Genomic DNA, 24,622 nt, shown 5'->3' on the forward strand with positions numbered 1-24,622 from the left:
TACCCCACTTAATCATGGGCCGTCCGGTCACGTCGGGTCGCAGCTCTCGGGGGGTAAGAACCGCCGGCGTTTCCCGGCCCGACGCGACAAATAGCCCAATCTTTTCAATAGTATATTAGACGAAAAAGATATTTTCTGGCGCGCCTTGCGCCACATTCGCCGCCAAATTCTCGGGATTTGGACCCGATTGCGGCTCACGTCGCGCTCACCGAGATTTTACGGCCATTTCACCTCTGGCGGCAGGCTGGACAGGATCGAGGCGACATTGCCGCCGGTCTTCAGCCCGAAGATGGTGCCGCGATCGTGAAGCAAGTTGAATTCGACATAGCGGCCGCGGCGGATGAGCTGCTCGTCACGGTCGCCATCGGTCCAGTTGTCATTGAAGTTGGCGCGCACCAGATGCCCGTAGACGACGAGAAAGGATCGCCCGACATCCTGGACGAAGTTGAAATCGGCGTCCCAGCCGCCTTTGTCCTCGCCCGAATGCAGCCAGTCGAAGAAGATACCGCCGGTGCCACGTGGCTCGTCGCGGTGCGGCAGGTAGAAGTACTCGTCGCACCAGGCCTTGAATTGCGCGTAGTCGGCGATCGCCGCGTTCTTCTCGCAGGCAAATTGCATCGCCCTGTGGAAGGCGATCGTGTCGGGGTCGTCCTGGCTGCGGCGGCGATCGAGCACCGGTGTCAGGTCGGCGCCGCCGCCGAACCACAGGCGCGATGTGACGACCATGCGCGTGTTCATATGCACGGCCGGCACGTTGGGGTTCCACGGATGGGCGATCAGCGAAATGCCGCTCGCCCAGAAGGACGGGTCGTCGTCGGCGCCCGGCATCTGCTTCCTGAACTCGGGCGAGAATTCGCCATGAACGGTCGAGGTGTGGACGCCGACCTTTTCGAAGACGCGGCCATGCATCATCGACATGATACCGCCGCCACCGTTGCCGGCATCGCGTTGCCACGGCGTCTTTTCGAAGCGGCCGGGCGACCAGCTGGCCTGCGGCCCCTGCAGGTCCTGCTCGATCTGCTCGAAGCTGGCGCAGATGCGCTCGCGCAACGTCTCGAACCACAGCCGTGCCTTCGTCTTCTTCTGTTCGATGTCGGCTGGCAGCCCCGCCGGTATCTCGGGTCGTTGCAAATGCTGTCTCCGGTTGCGGGCGCGCCCGACAAATGACTCGTCTTTTCCGGCCGCGATCCCTAATCTCTTGGATGCAAGGGTCAAGTGTGAATGGAGGTCTTTCGTGCGCACCCCGGCAAGACCGCCGCTGGATGGCCTGAAGAAAAGGCTCGACCGTTCGCGCGCCGAGAACGCGCGCATGCCGCGCGACGGCTTCCTGCGCGAGACCTTCGTGCTGCCGCGCTCCGACGCGCGCCTCAAGGCGAAAGAGTGGTTCGAGCGTTTTCCCAAGCAGGCCTATTGGACAGAGATCGAAAGCTGGTTCGAGCGGCCGGGCGACGTCATCGAATTCACCATCAGGCGGCTGCCGGCGGCGGATTAACGCTCGATCAACAGCCGTCTCGCTCCCGGCCCCCGGGTGCTCAGCCGATCGCCCTTGTTCCGCAGCGGGCATTTGTCAATCGACATGCAGCCGCAGCCGATGCAGTCCGTCAGCCCGTCGCGCAGCTTCTTGAGCTGGGCAATCTTCTGGTCGAGTTCGTCGCGCCAAGCCGTCGACAGCAGATTCCAGTCCTCGCGCGTCGGCGTTCGGCCTTCAGGCAGTGATCGAAGTGCTGTGCCGATCTCGGCCAACGAAATGCCGACCTCCTGCGCCACCTTTATGATCGCCACACGCCTCAGCACGTCGCGGCCGTAGCGCCGCTGATTACCGGCGGTACGGTGGCTGCGGATCAGCCCGCGCGCTTCGTAGAAATGCAGCGCCGACACCGCGACGCCGCTGCGCATCGCCACCTGGCCGACTGTTAATTCCGTTGCCGCAGCCATCTCCGATTTTCCGCTTGACCTCAAGTTAAGTTGAGCTTGTAACGAAGAAATTCTGGATAGGCAAACCGCAGGAGAAGGCGATGTGCGCCTGGGTTAGAATGACAAGCGAGGGCGCAGTCGTCGACCAGAAAGCGGCCGTACTCGCCGCGCGCGCCGACGGTCTGCAAATCCTATCCAAGCTGCCGCGTCGCCTCGCCGGCCACCATGGCGACGGAAAGCGCGACGTTGATGCTGCGCGCGGTGCCCTGCATCGGGATGGTAAGTCGCGCATCCGCCGCCTCGTGGACATGATCCGGAACGCCTGCGGATTCGCGGCCGAACAGAAGAACGTCGGCGCCGGTGAAGACGAAATCCGTATAGGCGCTCGCGGCTTTGGTCGACAGCAGCACCAGCCGCCGCGCTTCGCCTTTGCGCCAGTCCTCGAAGGCGTGCCAGTCGACATGCCGGGTCAGCGCCGCCATTTCGAGATAGTCCATGCCGGCCCGTTTCAGCGCCCGGTCGGAGAGCGGGAAGCCGGTCGGTTCGATGATGTCGACCCCAAGGCCGAGGCAAGCGGCGAAGCGCAGGATAGTCCCGGTATTGCCGGCGATATCCGGCTGGTAGAGCGCAATGCGGAGACGGTCGTTCATTTCCGCGTCTTTCTAATAAGTGGCAGATCAGCCACAGAGCTCTCGCGGTTTTGGAAATTCCTGGACTGGCGGGTGGTCATTTTCTGCGAAGTCGGTTATACGGCCAGCATTGTCAACCCGAACCGATGAAGGGGTAATTCATGATGGCCATGCACATCCACCACCCCTCTCGTGGGCTTACCAGCCCGACGGCGGTTTCGGTACGACGATTCTCCTGAACTTCTAGACTTCAATCGCACCGATTCCCGCCGAAACCTTTTTCGGCCTTCGAAGGAATCCGGCGATGTTTTTCAAGCTGTCGAAGGGGCTGAACGCCCCACCTGAACGTGCTTCGACCGATATCACCCTTGCCGCGCGGCGCGTGCCCACGGTCCGGGTTGGTTCACCCTTCTATCTGCATCTTCAACTGGAGGACGGACCGATGTTCGATCCCTGTAGAATACCCGGCTCAAGAAGCCTGCACGAGCGCAAAACCGCGACTTGGGCGCTTTTAATCGGCGAGACCTACTCGTCGGCGGTTCACGCCGAGACCCGCCAGCGTCCGCATCGCGGCATGCTGCCGGACGTCGATTTCTCGCATGCCGTTCCGGACTATAGCCGGCCGTCGCTGGTGCGCCGGATCATCAGGCTCATCCGGCCTGGTGCAAAAACCGGCGCGAAAATCCGGATCGTCAAAACGTCGTCAGCATCGTCAAACGAAACTGTCGGCGAAAGGCCCGCGACAACCTATATAGCCCGAAGCAGGACCGGCGAGGCGGACGATTCCGTATCGCCGGTCCTTGACGCCATGCGGTCTGGGCACGTCGTCCGTTCCCGTGCCGCGTGAGCGGAAACAATATTGTGAGCATCACTATGTTTAGCTGGTTTGAAAAAAGGCTCGATCCGTTTCCGGCTGCGGAACCGGTCGAGCCGCCGAGGACGCTGATCGCCTTCTGCGTGCATTATACGCGCGGCGCGTGGCCCTACATCGCTCTCGATGCGGTGCTGGTGACGGCCATCGCGCTGGCTGAGGTGTGGATGTTCGGCTTCATGGGCCGGATCGTCGACTGGCTGTCGGCGCAGAATCGCGAGACGTTCCTGCAGACCGAAGGCTTGAAGCTGGCCGGCATGGCCTTCATCGTGGTTTTCGCGCTGCCGGCGACGGTCTGGTTCCATTCGCTCCTCAACCAGCAGACGCTGATGGGCAACTATCCGATGCGTATCCGCTGGCAGGTGCATCGCTATCTGCTCAAGCAGTCGATGAGCTTCTATCAGGACGAGTTCGCCGGACGCATCGCGACCAAGCTGATGCAGACTGCGCTCGCGGTGCGCGAATGCGTCATCAAGCTCATCGACGTGCTCAATTATATCGTCGTCTATTTTCTCGGCATGCTGTTCATCGTCGGCTCGGCAGACTGGCGGCTGGCGGCGCCGCTTGCCGTCTGGCTTGCCGGCTATGTCCTGCTCTTGCGCTATTTTATCCCGCGGCTGGGCAAGGTCGGTGAGGAGCAGGCCAATGCGCGCTCGACCATGACCGGCCGTGTCGTCGACAGCTACTCCAACATCCAGACGGTCAAGCTGTTCTCGCATGCGCGGCGCGAAGCGTCCTTCGCCCGGGAAGGCATGGCCGGCTTTCTCGATACCGTCTATCGGTCGATGCGGCTGGTGACGCAGCTCTACGGCCTGCTCTACATCCTGAATTCGCTGCTGTTGTTTTCGGTCACGGCGATCTCGCTGTGGCTGTGGCTCGGCCAGGCCGTGACGATCGGCGCCGTCGCCCTAGTCATCGGCCTCGTGCTTCGGCTGTGGGGCATGTCGCAATGGATCATGTGGGAGATGTCCACGCTGTTCGAGAATATCGGCACGGTGCAAGACGGCATCAGCTCGATCTCGCTGCCCCGCCTCGTCGAAGACAGGCCTGGGGCCAAGGATATTGCCGTGACCAAGGGCGAGATCCGTTTTGAGGACATCCGCTTCCACTACGGCAAGCAGAAGGGCGTGATCGAAAGCCTGTCGCTGACGGTGAAGCCGGGCGAGAAGGTCGGCATCGTCGGCCGTTCGGGTGCCGGCAAGTCGACGCTGGTCAATCTTCTGTTGCGCTTCTACGACCTTGAAAGCGGCAAGATCCTGATCGACGGCCAGGACATCGCGGCGGTGACGCAGGACTCGCTGCGCGCCCAGATCGGCATGGTCACGCAGGACACCTCGCTGCTGCATCGTTCGGTGCGCGAGAACATCCTCTATGGCCGGCCGGACGCCAGTGACGAGATGCTGGTCGAGGCGGCACGCCGCGCCGAAGCGCTTGATTTCATATCAGGGCTTTCGGACGCCGGTGGCCGCAAGAATTTCGACGCGCATGTCGGCGATCGCGGCGTCAAATTGTCCGGCGGCCAGCGGCAACGCATTGCCATTGCCCGCGTTATGCTGAAGGACGCGCCGATCCTCATTCTCGACGAGGCGACGTCCGCGCTCGATTCCGAGGCCGAGGCGGCCATCCAGGAGAACCTCTACAAACTGATGCAAGGCAAGACCGTCATCGCCATCGCGCACCGGCTGTCGACGATCGCCGCCATGGACCGGCTCGTCGTCATGGACAAGGGCCGCGTCATCGAAGAAGGTTCGCATGAGGAACTCGTTGCCAGCGGCGGGCTCTACGCCCAGCTCTGGCAGCGCCAGTCGGGCGGCTTCCTGCTCGACGACGGCCCCTCTGCCAACGATGCAGCCGCCAACGATGCACTCGCCAAGGGTGAAGCCGCCGAATGATGACTGCCATCTACCGCTGGTTCGAGAACTGGGTCTATCCGTTCCGGGAGCCCGCGGACCTTCGGCCACCTGCCGGCGTCAGGGGTTTCCTCTGGCACTATGTCGGGCAGGCGAAGATCGCTTTCTTCGCCATGCTGGTGATCGGCGGCATCGCGCCGTTGGTCGAGGCCGGACTGTTCTACTTCGTCGGGCGGCTGGTCGACATCCTCGACCAGCTTCCTGGCGAACGTAGCTGGCATGCCTTGTGGACTGCCGCCGGCCCCGAACTTGTCTTCATGATCGCCGTGGTGCTGGTCATCCGCACCATCGTCGTCGGCCTGTCGGCGCTGGTCGACGAGCAGACGATCACGCCGGGTTTCTATAATCTGGTGCGCTGGCAGGCGCATCGCCATGTGTCGCGCCAGTCCTACGCCTTCTTCCAGAACGATTTTGCCGGACGTATCGCGACCAAGGTCTGGCAGGCGGGGCAGGCGACCGGCGATCTGATGGAAAGCTTCATCGAGGTCGTCTGGTTCATGGTCGTCTATACGGTGACGACGCTGGCGCTGGTCGCCGGGCTCGATCTCAGGCTGGCGGTGCTGGTGGTGATCTGGATCTCAGCCTTCGGCCTGCTGGCCAGACGCTATTTGCCGGCGATCCGCAAGCATGCCGAGGCCACCGCCGAAGCCGGCTCGATGATCACCGGCCGCATCGTCGATTCCTATTCGAACGTGCAGACGCTGAAGCTGTTCTCGGCCGATGGCGACGACCGCTATATCAGGAACGGCTTCGACATCTATCTCGACGCGCTGCGCCCGTTCACCCGCCGGCTGACCGGCGTGCGCATGGCGCTGACCATGCTGTCGGGGATCATGATCACGGCGATCGCCTGCTTTGCCGTCTATCTCTGGGTCGAAGGCTCGATCACCGTCGGCGCCGTCGCCTTCACGCTGTCCTTGGTGCTGCGGCTGAACATGCTGCTCGGCCGGCTGATGATGCAGCTCAACAGTATTTTGCGGAACCTCGGCGTGCTGGAAAACTCGAAGGCGCTGATCTCGAAGCCGCTCGGCCTGACCGATGCGCCCGACGCGAAAGAGCTTCTCGTTGGCGGTGGGCGCATCGACGTCAGAAACGTCGAGTTCCATTACGGCAAGGGGTCCGGCGTGCTCAACGGCATCGACCTCGTGGTGCGGCCGGGTGAAAAGGTCGGACTGGTCGGGCCGTCCGGCGCAGGCAAGACGACGCTGGTCAACCTGATCCTGCGCCTCTACGACCTCGAGAGCGGCAAGATCACCATTGACGGGCAGGACGTCTCCAGGGTCACGCAGAATTCGCTGCGCGCTAATATCGGCGTCGTCAGCCAGGATACGGCACTTTTCCACCGTTCCTTGCGCGACAACATCAAGCTCGGCATGTCGGAAGCAACCGACGCCGAGGTGATCGCGGCAGCGGAGAAGGCCGAGGCGCAGGAGTTCATCCTCGGCCTGCGCGACAGTCGCGATCGTACTGGCTATGAAGCCTTTGTCGGCGAGCGCGGCGTCAAGCTCTCGGGCGGCCAGCGCCAGCGCGTGGCGATCGCCCGCGTCTTCCTCAAGGACGCACCGATCCTGGTGCTCGATGAGGCGACCTCGGCGCTCGATTCCGACATCGAGGCGGCAATCCAGGAGAATCTGGCAAGGCTGATGGAAGGCAAGACAGTCATCGCCATCGCGCACCGGCTGTCGACCATCGCGGCACTCGACCGGCTGGTGGTGCTCGACGAGGGCCGCATCGTCGAACAAGGCACGCATGACGAACTGGTTGCGCTCGACGGGCTCTATGCACGGCTGTGGAAACGGCAGTCCGGCGGCTTCCTGTTCAACGAAGAGAGCGCGTTGGCCGAGACCCGGCCGGCGGAGTAGTTTTCCATAGACCGGAGTGAAATCATGGCGGTGAGATTGCCATCGAATTTTGGACGGTCCGGCGCGCAGGAGAGCGCGTTGGATCTGCTTGGCCATGAAATCCTCGGCGAAAAGGCGGCAGCGCTCGGCCGCGCCGGCCGGCGCGTCGAGAAAACACTGACGAGGCTGCGCGAGAATGGCGACAGCGACGATCGACCCCGGCTGCTCAAGGACGCAGCCGACGCGGTGCACGGCTATTTCATCCAGCGCGAACTCTGCGGCCTGCGCAAGCACGACGCGGTGATCCGGGAATACAATATTCCCAAGGCCGTGCTGGCCAGGCTCGGCGCCAGCGTATGATCCAAACCGGAATCGGTTTGGGAGGCGTTATTCCAGCCACTCGGTGATGAAGCTGCCGTTCTCGTGTATGTCGGTGGTTTCCAGCGGGCCTGGCCCGAGATTGGTGAATTTGTGCGGCGTGTCCGGCGGTACGATCAGGATCTGGCCGGCCGTGGCCTCGATCTGCCGGTCGCCGACGGTGACCAGGCCGGTCCCGGTCCGGATGATAAAAATCTCGCAATAGGGATGGCTGTGCAGCCTGGGGCCGCCGCCGATCTCAGGCAGGTAGTTGAAGATCAGGCAGCTGTTGGAGCCGTAGGCGCCGCATTGCAACTCGCCCTGCCAGTGGTCGGGCGCCTCGGCCCATTTGTCGCGGTCTATAACATGCGCCATAGGGCGAGGATAAACCGCGCCAGCGCCCGCTGTCGAGGCGAACGCAGTCGTTTGGTTTTCCTGCGATTTTCCAATCATTCCATCGGGCAAATTACGTCCCCGCGACAATCTGCCCTTGTGCCTTCACCCGTCTGGACAAAAACAGGCTTCACGCATAAACCCAAGTCCCAAATGCCGGAGGAATTCGCTAGCCTGTTCGCCATGCGCTGTCGGGCCGGCGCGATTGAGCGGGAACAAGGCTCGGCCGCCGGCATGGAAGAGGCGAAAGGATCAGGCACCCGTGAGCGCAACCGACACCCAGGATCCCAACCGTCGTGATTTTCTCTACGTCGCCACCGGCATGGCCGCGGTGGTCGGCGCGGGCGCCGTCGCTTGGCCGTTCATCGATCAGATGCGTCCGGATGCCTCGACGCTGGCCCTTGCCTCGGTTGAGGTCGACGTCTCTTCGCTGACGCCAGGAATGTCGCTCGTTGTGAAGTGGCGGGGCAAGCCGGTGGTCGTGCGCAACCGCACTGAGCAAGAGATGAAGGACGGCGAGGCAGTCAATCTCGCCGAGCTCAAGGATCCAATTGCCCGCAATGCCAATTTGCCGGCCGACGCGCCGGCGACCGACGCCAACCGCACCACGCCGGGCAAGGAAGCGTGGATGGTGATGGTCCAGGTCTGCACCCATCTCGGCTGCATCCCGCTCGGCCAGGAAGGCGATTTCGGCGGCTGGTTCTGCCCGTGCCACGGTTCCGTATACGACACCGCCGGCCGCATCCGGAAGGGGCCGGCACCCGAGAACATGGCGGTACCGGTGTTCCAGTTTATTTCCGACACCAAGATCCGTATCGGCTGAGGCAAGGGATATTTCGATGAGCGAGGGACACTCGACCTATACGCCCAAGACCGGCATCGGACGCTGGTTCGATTCGCGCATGCCCCTGCCGCGGCTGGTCTATGACAGCTTCATCGCCTATCCGGTGCCGCGCAATTTGAATTATGCCTGGACCTTCGGCGGCATCCTCGCGCTCATGCTGGCGGCGCAGATCCTGACGGGTATCGTGCTGGCCATGCACTACGCGGCCGACAGCACTCTCGCCTTCGATTCGGTCGAGAAGATCATGCGCGACGTGAATTCGGGCTGGCTGCTGCGCTACCTGCATTCGAACGGCGCGTCGTTCTTCTTCGTCGCCGTCTACATCCATATCTTCCGTGGCCTCTACTACGGCTCCTACAAGGCGCCGCGCGAGCTGCTGTGGATCCTCGGCTGCATCATCTACCTGCTGATGATGGCGACCGGGTTCATGGGCTATGTGCTGCCTTGGGGCCAGATGAGCTTCTGGGGCGCCACCGTCATCACCGGCTTCTTCACCGCCATACCGCTGGTTGGCGACTGGATCCAGCAGCTTCTCCTCGGCGGCTTCGCGGTCGACAATCCGACGTTGAACCGCTTCTTTGCGCTGCATTACCTGCTGCCGTTCATGATCGCCGGCGTCGTCGTGCTGCACATCTGGGCGCTTCACGTCGTCGGCCAGAACAATCCGACCGGCATCGAGGTCAAATCGAAGACCGACACGCTCGCCTTCACGCCTTACGCGACCATCAAGGACGGGTTCGGCATGATCGTGTTCCTGTTCGTCTTCGCCTATTTCGTGTTCTACCTGCCGAACTATCTCGGCCATCCGGACAATTACACCGTGGCCAACCCGCTGAAGACGCCGGCCCACATCGTGCCGGAATGGTACTTCCTGCCGTTCTACGCGATCCTGCGCGCCATCACCTTCAATATCGGGCCCATCAACTCCAAACTCGGCGGCGTGCTCTGCATGTTCGGCGCGATTGTAATGCTGTTCCTGGTGCCGTGGCTCGACACCTCGAAGGTGCGCTCGGCTGTCTACCGGCCCTGGTACAAGCTGTTCTTCTGGCTGTTCATGGCCGACGCCATCCTGCTCGGCTGGCTGGGCTCGCAGCCGGCCGAGGGCAGCTATGTGTTCATGGCGCAGATGGCGACGCTGTTCTACTTCGCCTTCTTCCTGGTAGCGCTGCCGGTGCTTGGGCTGATCGAGACGCCGCGGCGGCTGCCGAATTCGATCACCGAGGCGGTGCTCGAGAAGAACAAGGGTGGCGGTGGATATCCTGCCGGCGCCACGGCCGCGCCGGAAACCAAAGGCTGAGCATGATCCCGAAAAGTGGAAACCGGTTTTCGGACAAGATCATGCTCGGGACGATGACCGCGCGTCAGAGAATCTCAAGGGGATATGGCATGAAGAAGATTCTCGCCTCGTTGGCGCTGCTTGGCCTTGTGGCCGCGGGCATTGGGGCCACAGGCACTGGAGCGAGCGCCCAGGAAGAGGCGCACAATGAGGCGGCGCCGACGCATTTCCCGATTGACGAACCGAAGGAAATGGACTGGAGCTTCGCCGGGCCATTCGGCACCTACGACAAGGCCCAGCTGCAGCGCGGGCTCAAGGTCTACAAGGAAGTCTGCTCGGCCTGCCATTCGATGAATTTGGTGGCGTTCCGTACGCTGGAAGGCCTTGGCTATTCGGATGCGCAGATCAAGACGCTGGCGGCCGAATATACGATCCATGACGGCCCGAACGATGCCGGCGACATGTTCGATCGTCCCGGCAAGCCGTCCGACCATTTTCCGCCGCCGTTCCCCAACGAGGAAGCGGCGGCGGCGGCCAATGGCGGTGCAGCACCGCCCGACATGTCGCTGCTGGCCAAGGCGCGCGGCGTCGAGCGCGGCTTCCCGCGCTTCGTGTTCGACATCTTTACGCAATATGCCCAGGGCGGCCCCGACTACATCCACTCGCTGCTGACCGGCTACGACCAACAGCCGCCGGCGGGCATGGTCATACCAGAAGGCACGCACTACAATCCGTTCTTCCTGTCCGGCGTGTCGCTGAAGATGCCGAAGCCGCTCTCCGACGGCCAGGTTACCTATGATGACGGGGCGCCGCAGACGGTCGACCAGTATTCTCGCGACGTGTCGGCCTTCCTGATGTGGGCGGCAGAACCGCACCTCGAGGACCGCAAAAAGACCGGCTTTCGCGTACTGGTCTTCCTGCTGCTGTTCGGCGCACTGGTCTACCTGACCAAGCGCAAGGTGTGGGCCGGCGTGGCGCACTGAGCCCTGCGATATAAGAGAATGCGAGGGCGTCGAAAGGCGCCCTTTTCATTGCAGGCATGTCGATTCATCGCAGCCGGCGCTGAACAAGGCCCTTTGCCGGACAATTTTCCGTCAGGCGTCACATGGCGGTAGCCGGACTTGGCTGCACCGGGTTACGATTGGCCAATTCCTTTCACGTCTTTAGCCGAATCTGAATGGCCCGGAGAGCCGCTTGATGAAGTCCTCGCTCGAAGAGACGCTGCTTGCCGCGATCCGCACCATTCCGGATTATCCCAAGCCGGGCATCCTGTTTCGCGACATCACCACGCTGCTCGGCAATGCGCGGGCCTTCCGCCGCGCGATCGACGAACTGGTGCATCCCTATGCCGGCCTGAAGATCGACAAGATCGCCGGCATCGAGGCGCGCGGCTTCATCCTCGGCGGCGCCATCGCCCACCAGCTCTCAGCCGGCTTCGTGCCGATCCGCAAGAAGGGCAAGTTGCCTTACGAGACGGTGCGCGTCGCCTACAGCCTGGAATACGGCCTGGACGAGATGGAGATGCACAAGGACGGTGTTTCTCCGGGCGAGAAGGTAATCCTCGTCGACGATTTGATCGCCACCGGCGGCACGGCGGAGGCGGCCGTCAAGCTATTGCGGCAGATCGGCGCCGACATTCTCGCCGCCTGCTTCGTCATCGACCTGCCGGACCTTGGCGGCCGCGAGAGGTTAGAGGGGCTCGGCGTGCCGGTGAGGACGCTGATCGGGTTTGAGGGGCATTGAGCGTTTCTTCCTTCTCCCCCGTGGCAGAAGGGAAGAATTCCGCTCACCCCACCTTCACCAGCACGGCACTTTCGAATTCGATCACCTTGTCGCCCGTCGAATCGAAGGCCTCTGAGCGGAGCGTCAGCAGCCGCCAGCCCGGTCGCGAGGCAATGGGGCGGTGGGCCAGCGCCGTGCGGGTGAAAGTCACGGTTTCCCCGGCATAGACAGGTTTGGGCCATTTGAGGTTCTTGAAGCCGGGCGAGGGGCCGAATTCCGGCACCGGCCCGGGGCCGGGCCAGCGGGCGACCTCTGCCTCTATGCCAGCCTGGAGGTTCAATTTCATCCAGGTGGCGGCGGTGTGCCAGCCCGAGGCGCAGAGCCCGCCGAATATGCTGTTCCTCGCCGCCTCTTCATCGATGTGGAAAACTTGCGGATCGTATTTGCGGGCGAACGCCTTGATCGCCTCCGGTTCGAATCGATGCGAACCGAGCGTGACGGTGATACCGATGCAGAAGAATTCGTCGAGGCTCACGCACTGCCCTCGCGGGTGAGGAACATGACGGTGTTTTCGAGCTCGAAAACACCTTCGCCGCGCTGGTTGAACAACTCGCTGCGCATGGTCACCAGGCCAAGCCGGGGCTTCGATCTAGACAGGCGCTTGGCAAGGACGGTGGTGCTGCCGCTCAACAGGTCGCCGGCCAGGACCGGCCGTTTCCATTTGACCTGGTCGACGCCTGGCGCGCCCTGGGAGGTCGAGTCGAGCAGGAAGGCATCGCACAGCATGCGCATGAACATGGCGCAGGTGTGCCAACCCGAAGCCGCCAGCCCGCCGAGGATGCTGGCCTTACCCGCAGCCTCGTCGAGATGCATCGCCTGGGCATCGAACTCGCCGGCGAATTCTATGATTTCGGCGGCGCTTACCAGCTTGGTGCCGAGGTCGAGCGAAGCGCCCTCGACAAAATCCTCATAAGCCCAGGTCTTTGCGGTCATGGTCTGGAAATCCTGTTCAGGATTGTACGATCGCTGCGGGTCGGGGTCCCGGATGCAGGCAGCGCGGCATTTGGTCAAGCAATTTCTAGTGCGCCAGCCTGCGGCGCCCAAGCCGCAGCGGAGGTATTGATGACCCTACAGCCAGCCGCGGCGGCGGAAATACCAGAAGGGCAGGATTGCCGAAAGCACCATCATGCCGATGGCGAAGGGATAACCAAAGTGCCATTTGAGCTCGGGGATGATGTCGAAATTCATGCCGTAGATTGAAGCGACAAGCGTCGGCGGCAGGAAGATGACAGCGGCGACGGAGAAGATCTTGATGATGGCGTTCTGCTCGATCGAGATCATGCCGAGCGTCGCGTCGAGCAGGAAGCTGATCTTCTGCGACAGGAACGTGGCGTGGTCGGCGAGCGACAGCACATCGCGCGACAAGGTCTTGATGCGGGCGCGGGTATCCTTGCTCATCCTGGTCTGCGTGGAGGCATGGGCGAGGAAGCCGGCAAGGCGCTGCAGCGAGATCAGGCTGTCGCGGACCGAGGAGGCGAGATCCTCCTTGCGGCCAATGCCTTTCAACAGCTCCTGGAAGTCGCGGTTGCGCTTGGAAACCTTGGTCGAGCGTGCCTCGAAGATGTCGCGCGAGATCGCCTCGACGTCGCGGCCGGCGCGCTCCAGAATGTCGGCGAGGCGGTCGACGATCGCCTCCAGTAGTCCGATCAGGATGGTGTCGCCGCTGGTGCAACCGGTCGCCACCTTCTCGGCGCGCTGCGGAAAGGTCTTAAACGCCTTCGGTTCGTGGTACCGCACGGTGATCAGCCTGCTGCCGGCGAGCACGAAGGTAACCGGCGACATCAACGGATCGTCCACCTCGGTCTGCGCAGGCAGAATGGCGGTCATGAAGTAGGCGCCGTCCTCGACGTAGAGACGGCTCGAGATCTCGATCTCTTCCATCTCTTCGCGGGTCGGAACGGCGATGCCGAGCCAGGTCTCAATTGTCTTCTCTTCTTCCTTTGTCGGGTTGAAGAGGTCGACCCAGACCACAGTGTCGCTGTTCTGCAGGAGATCGTCGACCAGGCGCAGGCGATCATTGTCGACGACGAAGGCCTTGATCATCGCCGGGTCTCCCTTGCTGTTGCCAAAGAGCGTTCGTTGGAGGGGCGCGTCAGTCAGATCGCACGGACACGGGCAGGTGAGGCGCGAGGCCGGTGCAGAGGCCCCTTAGACCCCGCACGACGGCCCGTCAAGCAGCGCAAGAGGCACTGCGACACCCTGCTTTGAAGTTTGTCATCGAGCGGCGGCAATGGTGGCTGCTGGGCTCCCTCGCCTGGTCAGGTGTTGAACTTGAACAGCATGATGTCGCCGTCCTGGACGACATACTCCTTGCCTTCGTCGCGCGCCTTGCCGGCCTCCTTAGCCGCCACTTCGCCGCCCAGCCTGACGAAGTCGTCATAGGCGATGGTCTGGGCGCGGATGAAGCCGCGCTCGAAATCGGTGTGGATAACGCCTGCCGCCTGCGGCGCCCTGGCGCCCTTGTTCACGGTCCAGGCGCGTGTCTCCTTCGGCCCGACGGTAAAGTAGGTGATGAGCTGCAGCAGCTCGTAGCCGGCGCGGATGACCTTGTTCAAGCCGGGTTCGTCCAGGCCGAGCGTTGCCAGGAATTCCATTTCCTCTTCGTCCGAGAGCTGGGCGACCTCGGCCTCGATCGCCGCCGAAATCACAACGGTGCGGGCACCTTGCGCGGCCGCCATCTGCTCGACCGCCCTGGTATGGGCGTTGCCGATGGCGGCATCGGCTTCGGCGACGTTGCACACGTAAAGCACCGGGTGCGACGTCAAAAGGTTCAGTCCCTGCAGGATGCGCAGATCCTCAGCCGAGATGCCGTTGAGCAGGATGCGGGCGGGCTTGCCGGCCTGCAGTAGTTCAAGCGCCGCTTCCATCATGGGAAGTACGGTCGCTGCCTCCTTGTCCTTGCCGGCGGCACGCTTGCGGATCTGCACGATGCGGCGCTCGAGGCTGTCGAGGTCGGCAAGCATCAATTCGGTTTCGACGGTCTCGGCATCGGCGACAGGATCGATGCGGCCCTCGACATGGGTGATGTCGTCATCCTCGAAACAGCGCAGCACATGGACGATGGCGTCGACCTCGCGGATGTTGGCGAGGAACTGGTTGCCCAGCCCTTCACCCTTCGAGGCGCCGCGCACCAGGCCGGCAATGTCGACGAACGAGATGCGCGTCGGGATGATCTCCTTCGACTTGCCGATCGCGGCGATCTTCTGCAGGCGCGGGTCGGGCACCGCAACCTCACCGGTATTCGGCTCGATGGTGCAGAACGGATAATTGGCGGCCTGTGCCGCCGCCGTCCTGGTCAACGCATTGAAGAGCGTCGACTTGCCGACATTGGGCAAGCCAACGATGCCGCATTTGAAACCCATTTTTGTCCGGTCCTATCGGGAAATCGAAATTTGATCAGGGCTATGGGCGAAAGCGCCGACGATCGTCAAGCCCTGTGCACTCATGCCCGCGGCGCTGACGGCGCCATGGCTCAATCCTTGCCGCCAAAAAGCTTCTTCAGCATCGCCGCCATCGGGCCGGTTTCGGGCAGCTTGGCCGCTGGCTGCTGCGGCCGCGCCTGGCGGACATGGCTTTGCACCTTTGGCGCCTTGGGTGGCGGGCGGTCGTCGTCGCCCGTCGGCGTGAGCTTGTCGCGCAGCGCCAGCGTCACGCGATTCATGAACGAATTGTCGTCGCCCTTGGCAAGCAATCCGGCACCATCGGCGATTGCGTCGAGCAGCACGTCCAGCCATTCGCGGTCGCCCTTGGCGAAATCGCCGAGCACATGGCCGTGCACCATTTCCTTGACGCCGGGGTGGCCGACGCCGATGCGCACACGGCGAAAATCCTTGCCGACGTGCTGGTCGAGCGAGCGGATACCGTTGTGGCCGCCGGAACCGCCACCGACCTTGACCCGAACCTTGCCGGCGGTAAGGTCGATCTCGTCATAAAAGACAGTCAGCGCCGAAGGGCCGAGCTTATAGAAGCGCAAGGCTTCGCCGACCGATTGGCCGGACAGGTTCATGAAGGTCTGCGGCTTGATCAGGATCACCTTGTCGCCGGCAAGCGTGCCTTCGGCGATCAGCCCCTGGAATTTCTTCGACCAAGGCGAAAAGGAATGGCGGCGGGCGATCGCGTCCGCCGCCATGAAGCCGACATTGTGCCGGTTGTTGGCGTATTTCGCGCCCGGATTGCCGAGGCCTGCAAAGACAAGCATCGTCGCCTCCGGGCGGGAAGGGGTTACTTCTCTTCGGCGGCAGGAGCCGCTTCGGGCGCAGCCGCTTCAGTCGTCTCTTCTACGGCCTCCGGCTTCATCGCCGAGGAGCCGGCAATGGTCGCGATGGTGAAGTCACGGTCGGAGATCACCGGCTTGACGCCGGCCGGCAAGGTGACGGCCGAAATGTGGATCGAATCGCCAATATCGGTGCCGGTGAGATCGATGGTGATGAAATCCGGGATCGCATTGGCCGGGCAGTGGAATTCTACCTCGTGGCGCACGATGTTGAGCACGCCGCCGCGCTTGATGCCGGGCGACTTGTCTTCATTGATGAAGTGCACGGGCACGTCGACATTGACTTCGGTGTCCTTGCCGATGCGCAGGAAATCGACATGGACCGGGAAATCCTTGACCGGGTCGAGCTGGAAGTCCTTGGGCAGAACCTGGATCTTGTTGCCGTCGACATCGATCGTGGCGACCGTGGTCAGAAACCCGCCGCCATGGATCTTGTAGTAGATGTCCTTATAGGTCAGCGCAATCGCCAGGGGAGGCTGCTTGTCGCCGTAAATCACTGCAGGCACTTTACCGTTGCGGCGAACTGCACGGGCGGACCCCTTACCGACCTGTTCGCGCGCTTCGGCCTTGAGCTCGTAAGTATCGTGGCTCATGGCATTTCCTTTCGCGTTGTTCTGGAGCGTTCGCGGCCGGCAACGTGCCGGGGCCGTAAACGTCGAAAGCCGACATAGCTAACGCATGACCTGGTCCGAAAACCGGAATCCACTTTTCGGGATCATGCGGGAAGGCGGCCTTCCGCCGCGTTGCCTCCAAGGGTGTCTACGCGGGTGGCGGCTCTATAGCGGAAGGCGGCGCGAGGTGCAAGCGGGGCGGAAGGTGCCCAGGGACGGACCGTGTCCCATCAATGTCAGGCCGGAAACGGCAGTGCCGAAAGCAATGCTGCAATGTACAGTCCGACGCCAAAGGACAGATGGGTCATAAGGCTGCGCAGGCGCGCAGTGCGCGGATTGGGAACTTTCGAAGCCGCGATGCCGATCCCAAAAGCCGGTTGCATCACGAAGAACGGGGCGACGATGGTGCAGACGCCGACCAACAGGGCCGGAAGCACTGTCGGGTGCCGTGCCCAGTCGAGGCTCCACACTCCAATCAGCGCCGCGGCAAATACGATGCCGGTCGCGTAATGTGCGCTCCATCCAATGGCGGTTTCGCCGCGAACGCGAGCAGCTTGCGCGATATTCGCGTGCGCGAAACGGCCACGCGGAAAGTGTCCGATCCAGCGGCCGACCCAGGCGTAATCAAGCGATGGAATCGCGAGCATTCGCTTCAGAAACCATCCCCAAAGGTCCATCAGGGCTGTCGCGCCGATACCAATGACGGCCGCACGGACAACGAACTCCAACATTTTTGCTCTCCTGTTTCACCCGTCAGACATTAACCAATTAGAATCAATCATTCAACATATTGATTGATTGATTGATTAATGCTAGCCAAGTCATATGAAAAGCACGGACGTTCACCACCCGATCTTCGACGAAGTAGCGGATCTCGCCCGCACCTTGGGGCATGCCCACCGGCTGGTTCTGCTGCGTCACATTGCCGATGGCGAACTGGCCGTCGAGCAGCTGACGCAGCTTTCGGGGATCGCATTGGCGAATACGTCGCAGCATCTTCAACATCTCAAGCGAGCGGGCCTGGTGCAGACCCGGCGAGACGGAAAACGCGTTCTGTACCGGCTTGCAGATGGCCCTATCGAAAACGTGTTCGCGGCGCTGCGAAGCCTTGCAAACCATAGACGCGAGCAGATCCGTGAGTTTATCAACGACAGCATTAGCCAGCCGGACAGGCTGGAAAACATCTCGCGCGAGGAACTCGTGCGCCGCATGCGAAACGACGAAGTCGTGCTGCTCGATGTCAGGCCGCAGAACGAATTCGCGACGGGGCATTTGCCGGGTGCGATCAACATTCCCGCTGATGAGCTGGAGCAGCGGCTTGCGGAGCTTCCACGAGAGAAGGTCGTTGTCGCCTATTGTCGTGGGGTCCAGTGCGTTCTGTCGGCCGACGCTTTGGCAATCCTGAGGGCACGAGGCTGGGCCTCGCGCCGGTTCGAAGGCGGCTTGCCCGAGTGGGCAGCTGCAGGCCTGGGTGTAGAGGGAACGAACTACGAAAGCGGCTGACGGCCGCCAAATCGGCGTCGCCGGGCCTGGCCCAAATAACCGCAGCGGGCGATGGCACGGCGGCTGGACGGGCGCGTCGGAAGAGGGGATTCGCTTGGAAACCGAACCCGGGCTTCACCCGACCGTGGTCACCTTCCTCGCTTCCTTCATGTTAGGCAGAAAAACCGTCAGCAGCCCGAGTAGCGGCAAATACGAGCAGACCTGGAAGACGAAATCGATGCCTTTCATGTCGGCGACGACGCCAAGCACGGCGGCCGCGATGCCGCCCATGCCGAAGGCGAAGCCGAAAAAGATGCCGGCGATCATGCCGACGCGGCCGGGCACCAGTTCCTGGGCGAAGACGACGATGTTCGAGAAGGCCGAGGACAGGATCAGGCCGATCAGCACGGTGAGAACCATCGTCCACTCGAAATTGGCATAGGGCAGGGCCAGGGTGAAGGGCAGCACGCCGACGATCGAGAACCAGATCATCGCCTTCTGCCCGTAGCGGTCGCCGAACGGGCCGCCGAGCAGGATGCCCAGGGCCGAGGCGCCGAGGAACAGGAACAGCATGACTTGCGACATCTGGACTGAAACGCCGAATTTATGGATGGAATAGAAGGTATAATAGCTGGCAAGGCTGGAAATATAGGCGTTCTTGGTCAGAACCAGCAGCGTCAGCACCAGCAGCGCTCCCATCACCTTGCGGCGCGGGAAGGGCGAGACGAAGCCTGCCGCCTTGCGGGGGCCCTGCGCGGCACGCAGGCGGCTGTACCAGCCGCCGACCTGCCACAGCACGATGATGCCGATCAGCGAGCCGCCGGCGAACCAGGCGATGCTGGTCTGGCCGAAGGGCACGACGATGAAGGCTGCCAGCAGCGGCCCCATGGCCTGGCCGAAATTGCCGCCGACCTGGAACAGCGACTGTGCCAGGCCGAACCTGCCACCAGAGGCGAAGCGCGCGATCCGCGAAGATTCCGGGTGGAAGATCGCCGAGCCGATGCCGATCAGCGAGGCGCCGATGAGGAGCAGCGAGTAATGTCCAGCATAGGCCAGCACGACCAGGCCGATCAGCGAAGAGGCCATGCCGTAGGGCAGCGAATACGGCATCGGCCGCTTGTCGGTAATCATGCCGATCACCGGCTGCAACAAGGATGCCGTCACCTGGAAGGTGAAAGTCAAAAGGCCGATCTGCCAGAAATCGAGACCGTAATTGTCCTTCAGCAGCGGATAGATCGCCGACAGCAGCGACTGCATGATGTCGTTGATGCAATGGCAGAAGCTCACCGCCAGGATGACGGTGAAGGCCGTCGCCTGAGCTGAAATGTGGCTGGCCACTGCCGGCTTGGCGTCGGCGGTTGCTGTGGTATCGGTCAAGGCAGGCTCCGTGGTCTTTTTGGCGGGCGCTCCCGCAGGCGGTCTTATGGGCCGGCTGCCTTATACGTTGCTTGTCACGCGACTTCTTTCGTGGTTTGGTCCAATAGTTTCGCAAGTGGGCCATAGCTGATGCCGCATGGCAGGGAAATGTTCAGAGCGGGCGATACGGATCTCGGGCTGTTGCATAAGCGTCGCTGGCAATGGCTGGAGCAGGCCGTCGGGCCGGCGGTGGCGCTGCCGACCGAATATCCGGACGGCTATCACGTGCCACGGCACCATCACAGCCGCAGCCAGTTGCTGCACGCGCTGGTCGGTGTCGTGCTGGTGACGACGCGGCATGGGCGCTGGATGGTGCCCCCCGACCATGCGATGTGGATCCCGGCCGGCACCGAACATTCCGTGGAGATGCTGGGCGACGTCAGCATGCGGTCCGTCTATGTGATGCCCGAGGCCATTCCCGGCCTGCCGAACGGGTTGCGTGTCGTCGGCATCACCGACCTGATGCACAGCCTGATCGTGGAATCGGAAAAGCTGCCGCAGGGCGCCGAGCTGGAGGGGCGGGGCGGACTGATCATGAAGCTCCTGCTGCACGAAATCCCGAATCTGCCGGAACGGCCGCTCGGCCTTCCGTTCCCGTCCGATGCAAGGCTGGCGGCGCTATGCCGGCGCTTCGTCTCGGCACCGTCACCGCATGCGACAATCGACGAGTGGGCTGCTGTCGTTGGCATGAGCCGCCGCTCGTTTACCCGCGCCTTTCATCGCCAGACCGGATTGTCGCTGTCGACATGGCGCCAGCAGGCCTGCCTGTTCGCGGCCCTGCCACGGCTGGCCGACGGCGAGCCGATCACAAGGGTGGCGCTCGATCTCGGCTATGACAGCGTGCCGGCGTTCATCACCATGTTCAAGCGCATGCTGGGAGCCTCGCCACGCGGTTACATGCGAGGCGCCCGTGATGCTGGCGAAGGTGTGCGGCGAATAGGCGGTCCGGCTCGGCCTGAGTCGCAGCCCTAAAGCGCGTCGCGTTCGACCGGCCTCATGCGACGCGCTTTGGGTTCTTGCTTTTATGCATGTCGTTATCGCAAAACCGCTGCACTTTGCGCGACACGCATTAATCGAACAGGCTCGACACCGATTCCTCGGTCGCCGTGCGCGAGATCGCCTCGCCCATCAGTTCGGCGATGGAGATGACGCGGATATTGGCGGCGTCCAGCACTGCCTGGGTCGGCTGGATGGAATCGGTGATGACCAGTTCCTGCAGTTTCGAGGCGCCGATGCGGGCGATGGCGCCACCGGACAAAACGCCATGGGTAGTATACGCGGTGACACTGGTGGCGCCATCGGCAAGCAGCGCATCGGCCGCATTGCACAGCGTGCCGCCCGAATCGATGATGTCGTCGATCAACAGGCAATCCTTGCCGCGCACGTCACCGATGACGTTCATGACTTCCGATTCGCCGGGGCGCTCGCGGCGCTTGTCGACGATGGCAAGCTGGGCGTCGATGCGCTTGGCGAGCGCGCGGGCGCGGACCACGCCGCCGACATCCGGCGACACCACCATGACATTGGCAAGCTGCTTGTATTTCGCCTTTACGTCGCGGGCCATGACCGGCACGGAAAACAGATTGTCGGTCGGGATGTCGAAGAACCCTTGAATCTGGCCGGCATGGAGATCCAGGGTCAGCACCCGGTTGACGCCCGCCCTGGTGATCATGTTGGCGACCAGCTTGGCCGAGATCGGTGTGCGGCCGGAGGCTCGGCGATCCTGCCTGGCATAGCCGAAATAAGGAATAACCGCAGTGATGCGCTTGGCCGAGGAGCGCATGAAGGCGTCGATCATGATGAGCAGTTCCATCAAATGATCGTTAGTCGGGAACGAGGTGGACTGCAGGATGAAGACGTCCTCGCCGCGCACGTTCTCCTGTATCTCGACGAAGATTTCCTGGTCGGCGAAGCGCCTGACGCTGGCCTTGCCCAGCGGAATGTTGAGGTAGCGGGCGACTGATTCGGCCAGCACCCTGTTGGAATTGCCCGCGAAGAGCTTCATGCACCGTTCCTGGCGAAGGATTGAGAGACTCCGATAGCACTCCAGCCTCTTAGTCGGGCTTTTAGCGGCCCGCGCCGGTATTGCAAGCGTCGTGAATGGGAATCCGCCGGCTAATCTCAATAAACGCTTACGGCTTGACGACGCGGCGATAGGTCCACTTCGATGCCGACGGAATCGGGATAGCTTCTATCTTTCAGTCTGAGCATGCTCTTTTCCGAAAACCGGATTCCACTTTTCGGAATCATGCTCCAGGTCAGCCGGCGCCGCCGCCAAGCCAGGTGGCGAACTGGTCGATTGTCTGGTCGGCAATCGCTTGCATGGTCGCCGGCGCGACCGCCGCCCAGCCTTCGCCGCCACCGACGGAGGGCGCCTTCTGCTGGCCGTTGATGCGATGCAGCCGGTTGCCGGCCGGGTCATAGATGTCCCAGACATAGATGACGGTGGTGTCCTTGCCTTCCGTCATGGTCGAGAAATAGCCCTTGAGCACATGCGTTGGGGTTTGGTCGGTGCTGCCGGCCAAGGTGATGCCGCGCTGCCTGGCGCGTGTCTGAAGCTCGGCGGTCAGCGGTGTCGCGGCTTCGACCGAGGCGCCGACGATCGGCGCGACCTGCAGCCGGGTTCGCGCAATGGCAGCCGCGCTTTTGGCGGGCGGCACGGCTGCTGCAGCGGAAGGCTGCGCTGTATCTGCAGTTGGCGCGGTGCCGGAAGACGGCGCCGCAGTTGAGGGGGGCGTTGCGGCGCCGCCGGCTCCGGGCAGGGATTGGGTCGATTGCGGGGCGATGGCCGAGGGTTCGAGAACGTCCTTCGCATTGGTGCAAGCCGCCAGCGCCAGCGCCGCGAGCAATGACACGGTCGTCACATGCGATCGTCTCATTAGCCTGAAAACTCCTTGGCGACGAACGCCCCTCACACTCTTTCCATTATGGATTCACTGCACGATCAAGTCGAGATCATGGCGGGACAGCGGCTTCGGCTGGGATTCGGTCGTCAGGTAGGTGCGGCCAAGGGTCATCGCCGTTTCGGTTTCGGAGTCCATGATGATCATATGGGCGAACAGCGTCATGTTCGGCGCAATCGGTTCGGGATTACCCTGATAGAACATCGGCATATCCATCCAGGACGGGGTGAAGCGGGCGCCGAGCGAATAACCGCAGGCATTGAGCCGGTGCTTGGTCAAATTGTGGGCTTCGAGCGTGCGGGCATGGGCGTCGAACACGTCGCCGAACGTATTACCAGGTGTCATCGCCTTCTCGACTGCAAGTAGCGCGGCGCGGGCGGCATCGAACAATTCCTGGTGGCGTTTCGATACCTTGCCGGTCAACACCGTGCGCATCATTGCCGCATGGTAGTGATGGAAGACACCGGCCCATTCGAGTGTCAGCTGGTCGTTCTTGGTGAGCTTGCGGCGACCGGCCTTGTAGCGGCAGAGCAGGGCGTCGACGCCCGAGCCGATGATGAACTCGTTGGCCGGATAATCGCCGCCGCCGGCAAAGATCGCGCCTTGCATGGCGGCGAGGATCAGCGCCTCATCGCCGCCCTGCTTGATCAGCGGCAGTGCTGCGTCCAGCGCGTCGTCGGCCAGATTTGCGGCTTTTTCCGCCTTGGCGATTTCGGCCGGGCTCTTGAACAGCCGCAGCCGGCTGACAATGCCAGAGGCATCTGCGATCTGCCCGAAGGTCTGCAACTGCTCGTCGAGGCGCCGGCCATTATATGCCGTCAGGCCGTGGGTGTCGTATTCGACGCCGATGCGGGCGCCGAGCAGGTCAAGCTCGTTGAGCAAATTGCGCAGGTCGACCGCCGGATTGGCGCCGTTGCGATCCGTCCACAAAACGATGTTGTCGATGATCGAGGTGTGGCGTGCCTGGCGCAAATCGGCCGAACGCGTCAGCAGTACCATCGAGCCGTCGGCCTTGACCACCAGGCACTGGAAAAAGCAGAAGCCGAACGTGTCGTAGCCGGTTAGCCAATACATGCTTTCCTGCGCAAACAGCAGGACGGCGTCGAGCTTCTTTTCGGCGATCTCGATCATCAGTCGATCGCGCCGCGCGTCGAATTCCGAGCGTTCGAAATGCAGCGCCATCAGTCAGTCTCCAAAACGATTGCCGAAACCTGCCGTCCGTAGTCGGGCTCGTTGCGATGCGTGCTGCGCCGATAGGAGTAGAAAAGCTCTTCCTCGGCATAGGTGCAGCGGCCGAGCCCTTCGGCATTGACGCCAGCCTTGGTCAGCCGGTCGACCGTGTAGCGGTTGAGATCGAACATCGCGTGTCCGGCATTTGCGGAGGGCGCGAAATAGCGGGCATTACCGGCATCGGCGTCGACGAAGCGCGCGACGAATTCCGGTCCGACTTCGTAATTCTGTGGGCCGATGGAAGGACCGAGCACTGCGACGATGCGGTCACGCCGGGCGCCGAGGCTTTCCATTGCCGCGATGGTGTTTTCCAGCACTCCCGTGAAAGCGCCTTTCCAGCCGGCATGGGCGGCTCCGATAATGCACGCCTCGGCGTCAGCGAAGAGGACCGGTCCGCAATCGGCGGTCGAGGCCCCGATGGCAATGCCCGGCCGGTCGGTGACGATGGCGTCGGCCTTGGGACGCTCGCCGGCAAAAGGTTCCCTGGCGATGACGACGTCCGGCGAATGAACCTGATGAGCAGTCAGCAGATGGCTTGCCGCCACGCCCATCCATTCGGCGACGCGGCGGCGATTCTCGCGCACCAGCGTCTGGTCGTCGCTCGATCCGGTGCCGATGTTGAGGCCCCGGTAGATGCCGCTGGAAATGCCGCCGACGCGTGTGAAGTAGCCGTGGCGGATGCCTTGCGCCGTTTCCAGCAAGGGCGACCGAACGGGATCCGGTTTGGTCTGATTCAGCATGGCGGCTTTGTTGTCCGTATGGGCGATTTCGTCAAGCGCGTTGAAGGCGGCGAGTTGAAGGTAGGCAAGTTGAAGGTAGGCGAGTTGAAGGCGGGCGCAGTTGAAGGCGAGTGCAGTTGATGTCGGGCGCAGCCGGAGAGGGGAGAGTGG

General features: G+C 62.5%; 27 protein-coding genes. 11 read left to right on the forward strand and 16 right to left on the reverse strand.

The annotated features are described in order from the left end of the window. Positions 1 to 216: 216 nt before the first annotated feature. Entirely contained in the window at positions 217 to 1,131 is a 915-nt protein-coding gene (hemF, locus tag NKH43_RS15510; RefSeq protein ID WP_352858893.1) for an oxygen-dependent coproporphyrinogen oxidase, read from the reverse strand. A gap of 103 nt (positions 1,132 to 1,234) precedes the next feature. Between hemF and NKH43_RS15515 the strand changes: the two genes are divergently transcribed. Then, positions 1,235 to 1,492 carry a hypothetical protein gene (locus tag NKH43_RS15515; RefSeq protein WP_023679487.1) on the forward strand — a complete coding sequence of 86 codons (258 nt, stop codon included), beginning with the start codon at positions 1,235 to 1,237 and terminating at the stop codon, positions 1,490 to 1,492. Here NKH43_RS15515 and soxR read toward each other — a convergent pair. Together soxR and NKH43_RS15525 are read right to left on the reverse strand one after the other, a co-directional pair. After that, positions 1,489 to 1,935: a redox-sensitive transcriptional activator SoxR gene (gene soxR, locus NKH43_RS15520; RefSeq protein WP_023719213.1), complete on the reverse strand. Its 447-nt coding sequence runs from the start codon at positions 1,933 to 1,935 to the stop codon at positions 1,489 to 1,491. The two genes, NKH43_RS15515 and soxR, sit on opposite strands and share 4 nt — an antisense overlap. Before the next feature lie 170 nt (positions 1,936 to 2,105). Next, complete coding sequence (locus NKH43_RS15525) at positions 2,106 to 2,564, reverse strand: tRNA (cytidine(34)-2'-O)-methyltransferase (RefSeq protein ID WP_352858895.1); 459 nt, start codon at positions 2,562 to 2,564, stop codon at positions 2,106 to 2,108. A 283-nt stretch (positions 2,565 to 2,847) separates the two neighbouring features. On the opposite strand from NKH43_RS15525, the gene NKH43_RS15530 reads away from it, so the two are divergent. The 4 genes from NKH43_RS15530 to NKH43_RS15545 are packed head-to-tail and all read left to right on the forward strand — an operon-like array spanning position 2,848 to position 7,525. Then, complete coding sequence (locus NKH43_RS15530) at positions 2,848 to 3,390, forward strand: hypothetical protein (RefSeq protein WP_352482080.1); 543 nt, start codon at positions 2,848 to 2,850, stop codon at positions 3,388 to 3,390. A 26-nt stretch (positions 3,391 to 3,416) separates the two neighbouring features. Further along, positions 3,417 to 5,306 (forward strand): ABC transporter ATP-binding protein, encoded by a 1,890-nt coding sequence (locus NKH43_RS15535; RefSeq protein ID WP_352482081.1) that lies wholly within the window; start codon positions 3,417 to 3,419, stop codon positions 5,304 to 5,306. Then, positions 5,303 to 7,186 carry an ABC transporter ATP-binding protein gene (locus NKH43_RS15540; RefSeq protein WP_352546823.1) on the forward strand — a complete coding sequence of 628 codons (1,884 nt, stop codon included), beginning with the start codon at positions 5,303 to 5,305 and terminating at the stop codon, positions 7,184 to 7,186. The genes NKH43_RS15535 and NKH43_RS15540 overlap by 4 nt, the downstream gene beginning before the upstream one ends. Before the next feature lie 24 nt (positions 7,187 to 7,210). After that, on the forward strand, positions 7,211 to 7,525 hold the full coding sequence (locus tag NKH43_RS15545) for a DUF6665 family protein (protein ID WP_352846587.1): 315 nt from the start codon (positions 7,211 to 7,213) through the stop codon (positions 7,523 to 7,525). 27 nt (positions 7,526 to 7,552) lie between these two features. On the opposite strand, the gene NKH43_RS15550 is transcribed toward NKH43_RS15545, so the two are convergent. Then, the gene (locus NKH43_RS15550) at positions 7,553 to 7,897 is read right to left on the reverse strand and encodes a cupin domain-containing protein (RefSeq protein ID WP_352858896.1); all 345 of its coding nucleotides are present in this window, start codon (positions 7,895 to 7,897) and stop codon (positions 7,553 to 7,555) included. Positions 7,898 to 8,177: 280 nt separating this feature from the next. Here NKH43_RS15550 and petA point away from each other — a divergent pair, with 280 nt between their 5' ends. From petA to NKH43_RS15570, 4 genes are all read left to right on the forward strand, one after another. Further along, positions 8,178 to 8,738 (forward strand): ubiquinol-cytochrome c reductase iron-sulfur subunit, encoded by a 561-nt coding sequence (gene petA / locus NKH43_RS15555; protein ID WP_023719206.1) that lies wholly within the window; start codon positions 8,178 to 8,180, stop codon positions 8,736 to 8,738. Between the two features lie 16 nt (positions 8,739 to 8,754). Continuing rightward, entirely contained in the window at positions 8,755 to 10,056 is a 1,302-nt protein-coding gene (locus NKH43_RS15560) for a cytochrome b (protein WP_352858898.1), read from the forward strand. Between the two features lie 89 nt (positions 10,057 to 10,145). Continuing rightward, positions 10,146 to 11,018, forward strand: a complete 873-nt coding sequence (locus tag NKH43_RS15565; protein WP_352846592.1) for a cytochrome c1 — start codon at positions 10,146 to 10,148, stop codon at positions 11,016 to 11,018. 214 nt (positions 11,019 to 11,232) lie between these two features. After that, positions 11,233 to 11,778: an adenine phosphoribosyltransferase gene (locus tag NKH43_RS15570; protein WP_023719203.1), complete on the forward strand. Its 546-nt coding sequence runs from the start codon at positions 11,233 to 11,235 to the stop codon at positions 11,776 to 11,778. A 43-nt stretch (positions 11,779 to 11,821) separates the two neighbouring features. Here NKH43_RS15570 and NKH43_RS15575 read toward each other — a convergent pair whose 3' ends face one another. The 7 genes from NKH43_RS15575 to NKH43_RS15605 form a co-directional block, all read right to left on the reverse strand. Next, the gene (locus NKH43_RS15575; protein ID WP_023719202.1) at positions 11,822 to 12,292 is read right to left on the reverse strand and encodes a MaoC family dehydratase; all 471 of its coding nucleotides are present in this window, start codon (positions 12,290 to 12,292) and stop codon (positions 11,822 to 11,824) included. Beyond that, positions 12,289 to 12,750 carry a MaoC family dehydratase gene (locus NKH43_RS15580; protein WP_352482086.1) on the reverse strand — a complete coding sequence of 154 codons (462 nt, stop codon included), beginning with the start codon at positions 12,748 to 12,750 and terminating at the stop codon, positions 12,289 to 12,291. The genes NKH43_RS15575 and NKH43_RS15580 overlap by 4 nt, the downstream gene beginning before the upstream one ends. Before the next feature lie 135 nt (positions 12,751 to 12,885). After that, entirely contained in the window at positions 12,886 to 13,860 is a 975-nt protein-coding gene (corA, locus tag NKH43_RS15585; protein WP_352858900.1) for a magnesium/cobalt transporter CorA, read from the reverse strand. Positions 13,861 to 14,075: 215 nt separating this feature from the next. Further along, on the reverse strand, positions 14,076 to 15,179 hold the full coding sequence (ychF, locus tag NKH43_RS15590; RefSeq protein WP_023719199.1) for a redox-regulated ATPase YchF: 1,104 nt from the start codon (positions 15,177 to 15,179) through the stop codon (positions 14,076 to 14,078). A gap of 110 nt (positions 15,180 to 15,289) precedes the next feature. After that, complete coding sequence (gene pth / locus NKH43_RS15595; RefSeq protein WP_352858902.1) at positions 15,290 to 16,015, reverse strand: aminoacyl-tRNA hydrolase; 726 nt, start codon at positions 16,013 to 16,015, stop codon at positions 15,290 to 15,292. Positions 16,016 to 16,038: 23 nt separating this feature from the next. Continuing rightward, the gene (locus tag NKH43_RS15600) at positions 16,039 to 16,683 is read right to left on the reverse strand and encodes a 50S ribosomal protein L25/general stress protein Ctc (RefSeq protein ID WP_023719196.1); all 645 of its coding nucleotides are present in this window, start codon (positions 16,681 to 16,683) and stop codon (positions 16,039 to 16,041) included. Positions 16,684 to 16,937: 254 nt separating this feature from the next. After that, the gene (locus NKH43_RS15605; RefSeq protein ID WP_023719195.1) at positions 16,938 to 17,432 is read right to left on the reverse strand and encodes a DUF2938 domain-containing protein; all 495 of its coding nucleotides are present in this window, start codon (positions 17,430 to 17,432) and stop codon (positions 16,938 to 16,940) included. Between the two features lie 94 nt (positions 17,433 to 17,526). Between NKH43_RS15605 and NKH43_RS15610 the strand changes: the two genes are divergently transcribed. Continuing rightward, entirely contained in the window at positions 17,527 to 18,204 is a 678-nt protein-coding gene (locus NKH43_RS15610) for an ArsR/SmtB family transcription factor (RefSeq protein WP_352787744.1), read from the forward strand. Positions 18,205 to 18,318: 114 nt separating this feature from the next. Here the strand turns inward: NKH43_RS15610 and NKH43_RS15615 are convergent, their stop codons facing one another. Next, positions 18,319 to 19,560, reverse strand: a complete 1,242-nt coding sequence (locus NKH43_RS15615; RefSeq protein WP_352858904.1) for an MFS transporter — start codon at positions 19,558 to 19,560, stop codon at positions 18,319 to 18,321. A 129-nt stretch (positions 19,561 to 19,689) separates the two neighbouring features. On the opposite strand from NKH43_RS15615, the gene NKH43_RS15620 reads away from it, so the two are divergent. Then, complete coding sequence (locus NKH43_RS15620; RefSeq protein ID WP_352858906.1) at positions 19,690 to 20,571, forward strand: AraC family transcriptional regulator; 882 nt, start codon at positions 19,690 to 19,692, stop codon at positions 20,569 to 20,571. A gap of 97 nt (positions 20,572 to 20,668) precedes the next feature. Here NKH43_RS15620 and NKH43_RS15625 read toward each other — a convergent pair whose 3' ends face one another. From NKH43_RS15625 to pgeF, 4 genes are all read right to left on the reverse strand, one after another. Continuing rightward, entirely contained in the window at positions 20,669 to 21,604 is a 936-nt protein-coding gene (locus NKH43_RS15625) for a ribose-phosphate pyrophosphokinase (RefSeq protein ID WP_023678427.1), read from the reverse strand. A gap of 253 nt (positions 21,605 to 21,857) precedes the next feature. Beyond that, on the reverse strand, positions 21,858 to 22,478 hold the full coding sequence (locus NKH43_RS15630) for a hypothetical protein (RefSeq protein ID WP_352858908.1): 621 nt from the start codon (positions 22,476 to 22,478) through the stop codon (positions 21,858 to 21,860). A gap of 54 nt (positions 22,479 to 22,532) precedes the next feature. Beyond that, positions 22,533 to 23,684 carry a M24 family metallopeptidase gene (locus NKH43_RS15635; protein WP_023678425.1) on the reverse strand — a complete coding sequence of 384 codons (1,152 nt, stop codon included), beginning with the start codon at positions 23,682 to 23,684 and terminating at the stop codon, positions 22,533 to 22,535. Further along, positions 23,684 to 24,472 (reverse strand): peptidoglycan editing factor PgeF, encoded by a 789-nt coding sequence (pgeF, locus tag NKH43_RS15640; RefSeq protein WP_023719190.1) that lies wholly within the window; start codon positions 24,470 to 24,472, stop codon positions 23,684 to 23,686. Before pgeF ends, NKH43_RS15635 begins: the two co-directional genes overlap by 1 nt. Between the last annotated feature and the right edge of the window lie 150 nt (positions 24,473 to 24,622).

The organism is Mesorhizobium sp. M1163, from assembly GCF_040318415.1.
Classification (GTDB): Bacteria; Pseudomonadota; Alphaproteobacteria; order Rhizobiales; family Rhizobiaceae; genus Mesorhizobium.

Bases quoted from the DNA above. Each gene is read 5' to 3' on its own strand.
- soxR (WP_023719213.1), bottom strand. From the start codon at position 1,935: ATGGCTGCGGCAACGGAATTAACAGTCGGCCAGGTGGCGATGCGCAGC.
- NKH43_RS15525 (WP_352858895.1), bottom strand. From the start codon at position 2,564: ATGAACGACCGTCTCCGCATTGCGCTCTACCAGCCGGATATCGCCGGC.
- NKH43_RS15530 (WP_352482080.1), top strand. From the start codon at position 2,848: ATGTTTTTCAAGCTGTCGAAGGGGCTGAACGCCCCACCTGAACGTGCT.
- NKH43_RS15535 (WP_352482081.1), top strand. From the start codon at position 3,417: ATGTTTAGCTGGTTTGAAAAAAGGCTCGATCCGTTTCCGGCTGCGGAA.
- NKH43_RS15540 (WP_352546823.1), top strand. From the start codon at position 5,303: ATGATGACTGCCATCTACCGCTGGTTCGAGAACTGGGTCTATCCGTTC.
- NKH43_RS15545 (WP_352846587.1), top strand. From the start codon at position 7,211: ATGGCGGTGAGATTGCCATCGAATTTTGGACGGTCCGGCGCGCAGGAG.
- NKH43_RS15550 (WP_352858896.1), bottom strand. From the start codon at position 7,897: ATGGCGCATGTTATAGACCGCGACAAATGGGCCGAGGCGCCCGACCAC.
- NKH43_RS15560 (WP_352858898.1), top strand. From the start codon at position 8,755: ATGAGCGAGGGACACTCGACCTATACGCCCAAGACCGGCATCGGACGC.
- NKH43_RS15565 (WP_352846592.1), top strand. From the start codon at position 10,146: ATGAAGAAGATTCTCGCCTCGTTGGCGCTGCTTGGCCTTGTGGCCGCG.
- NKH43_RS15570 (WP_023719203.1), top strand. From the start codon at position 11,233: ATGAAGTCCTCGCTCGAAGAGACGCTGCTTGCCGCGATCCGCACCATT.
- NKH43_RS15580 (WP_352482086.1), bottom strand. From the start codon at position 12,750: ATGACCGCAAAGACCTGGGCTTATGAGGATTTTGTCGAGGGCGCTTCG.
- corA (WP_352858900.1), bottom strand. From the start codon at position 13,860: ATGATCAAGGCCTTCGTCGTCGACAATGATCGCCTGCGCCTGGTCGAC.
- ychF (WP_023719199.1), bottom strand. From the start codon at position 15,179: ATGGGTTTCAAATGCGGCATCGTTGGCTTGCCCAATGTCGGCAAGTCG.
- pth (WP_352858902.1), bottom strand. From the start codon at position 16,015: ATGCTTGTCTTTGCAGGCCTCGGCAATCCGGGCGCGAAATACGCCAAC.
- NKH43_RS15600 (WP_023719196.1), bottom strand. From the start codon at position 16,683: ATGAGCCACGATACTTACGAGCTCAAGGCCGAAGCGCGCGAACAGGTC.
- NKH43_RS15605 (WP_023719195.1), bottom strand. From the start codon at position 17,432: ATGTTGGAGTTCGTTGTCCGTGCGGCCGTCATTGGTATCGGCGCGACA.
- NKH43_RS15610 (WP_352787744.1), top strand. From the start codon at position 17,527: ATGAAAAGCACGGACGTTCACCACCCGATCTTCGACGAAGTAGCGGAT.
- NKH43_RS15620 (WP_352858906.1), top strand. From the start codon at position 19,690: ATGCCGCATGGCAGGGAAATGTTCAGAGCGGGCGATACGGATCTCGGG.
- NKH43_RS15625 (WP_023678427.1), bottom strand. From the start codon at position 21,604: ATGAAGCTCTTCGCGGGCAATTCCAACAGGGTGCTGGCCGAATCAGTC.
- NKH43_RS15630 (WP_352858908.1), bottom strand. From the start codon at position 22,478: ATGAGACGATCGCATGTGACGACCGTGTCATTGCTCGCGGCGCTGGCG.
- NKH43_RS15635 (WP_023678425.1), bottom strand. From the start codon at position 23,684: ATGGCGCTGCATTTCGAACGCTCGGAATTCGACGCGCGGCGCGATCGA.
- pgeF (WP_023719190.1), bottom strand. From the start codon at position 24,472: ATGCTGAATCAGACCAAACCGGATCCCGTTCGGTCGCCCTTGCTGGAA.